The organism is Fundidesulfovibrio sp., from assembly GCF_058402725.1.
Genome location: NZ_JBZVFJ010000318.1, coordinates 1 through 1,833, shown reverse-complemented (window position 1 = coordinate 1,833; position 1,833 = coordinate 1). Strand labels below are relative to the sequence as shown.

The following is a 1,833-nucleotide window of genomic DNA, read 5'->3' as shown; positions in this document are numbered from 1 at the left end:
GGGATGCACGCCCACATCCGCTGGTTCGAGGACTACGTCGCCGGGTTCCTGACCGGGAACCCCGAGGACGACCACCATCTGCTGCTCAAGCGCGAGCACTCCCTGAAGGTGCTGGACGAGGCCCGGGCCATCACGCCCACCCTCGGCCTGGATGCGGCCACGGAGCGCGCCGCGCACCTGGCGGCGCTCCTGCACGACGCCGGGCGCTTCCCCCAGTACCGCGCCCACAAGACCTTCCGCGACTCCCGGAGCGTGGACCACGGGCTCCTGGGCGCACGCGCCCTGCGCGGCGAGGGCGTGCCGCACGGGCTGGACGCGCGCGCCCGCGCGCTGGTGCGCGGCGCGGTGGCCCTGCACAACCGCAGGGCGCTGCCCCGCTTCGCGCCGCCGGAGCTGGCGCTGCTGGCGCGCATCGTGCGCGACGCCGACAAGCTCGACATCGTGCGCATCATGCTCGACCACCTGCGCCCCGGCGGCCAGCGCTCCGACGTGGTGGTGCTCCACCTGGAGGAGGACCCCGAGCGCTTCTCCGCAGCCATCGTGGAGCAGATCATGGCCGGGCGCATCGGGGACTATTCGGCCATGCGCACCTGCAACGATTTCGTGCTCCTGCTGCTCAGCTGGGTGCACGACCTCAACTTCGCCGCCTCGCGCCGGGCCTTCCGGAAACGCGGCCACGCCGACGAGCTGTTGGGGCTCCTCCCGGAGAGCCTCCAGTTGACGCCCCTGCGCGACAGGATTTATACCGTCCTGGACACGTAGACTTTTCCCCGAGCCAAACCTTCATCCCCCGGAGCCCGCGTGGCCCAGAGCGCGCCTTCCCCCGTCCGACTGAACGTGACCGTGATCGTCTCCGGCAACGAGGAGAACGCCCGCCGCGACAGGCAGTGCCTCAAGCAGCTCAAGGCGTCCATGATCCAGTCCTTCACGTCCGGTTCCGAGGCCATCGACTTCCTGGGCGTCCAGGACGTGGACCTCGTGGTGCTCGACACCGCCCTCTCCGACATGGACGGGCTCAAGTTCCTGCGGCTCATGCGCCTGAACATGAACCTCAAGGACACGCCCGTGGTGATGGTGACGCAGGAGGGCCAGAAGGACAGGGTGCTGGAGGCCATCGCGGCGGGCGTGGACGGCTACGTGCTGCGGCCCTATTCGCTGGAGACGTTCCAGCGGCACATGCTGCGCGCGCTCAAGGTGGACAAGCTGGTGGAGATCGAGACAGCCCAGTTGCAGGAGGGCAAGCGCCTGCTGGCCGCCGGGCACTTCGAGGACGCCATCGAGGCCTTCGAGGAGCTTGTCAGCGAGGACAACCAGGCCCAGAAGTACTACGACATGGGCTGCAAGTACCTGATGAAGCAGAAGTACGGGCAGGCGATCCTGGCGTTCAAGAAGGCCGTGAAGATCAACGAGCTCTTCGCGGAGGCCTACAAGGGGCTGGCCGAGGCCTACAAGGGCAAGGGCGACCTGGACGGCTACAAGACCTACCTGCAGCGCGCCGCCGAGACCTTCGCGCACTTCAACCGTCTGGAAGAGACCAAGGAGCTGTTCATCGAGGTGCTTAAGTACGACGCGTCGAGCCCCAACCCCTTCAACTCGCTGGGCGTGCGCCTGCGCAAGGCGGGCGACCTGCCCGGGGCGCTGCACGCCTACCGCCAGGCCCTGGAACTGACGCCCGACGACGAGAACATCCACTTCAACATGGCCAAGGCCATGTACTTCATGGGCGACGTGAAGGGCGCGCAGGATTCGCTCCTGAAGGCCCTGTGGATCAACCCGAACTTCACCGAAGGGCTCAAGCTCCACCTGAAGATCTTCAACCGCGAGTTCAAGGCC

Annotated in this window: 2 protein-coding genes; both read left to right on the top strand. The window is 67.3% G+C overall.

The genetic code is table 11. From position 1 onward, the window contains the following. The coding region (locus tag ACV4UX_RS19150; RefSeq protein ID WP_491594871.1) for an HD domain-containing protein at nucleotides 1–762 on the top strand (762 nt) is incomplete at its 5' end. A 75-nt stretch (nucleotides 763–837) separates the two neighbouring features. After that, nucleotides 838–1,833: tetratricopeptide repeat protein (locus ACV4UX_RS19145; RefSeq protein ID WP_491594870.1), on the top strand; the 996-nt coding region annotated here is incomplete at its 3' end.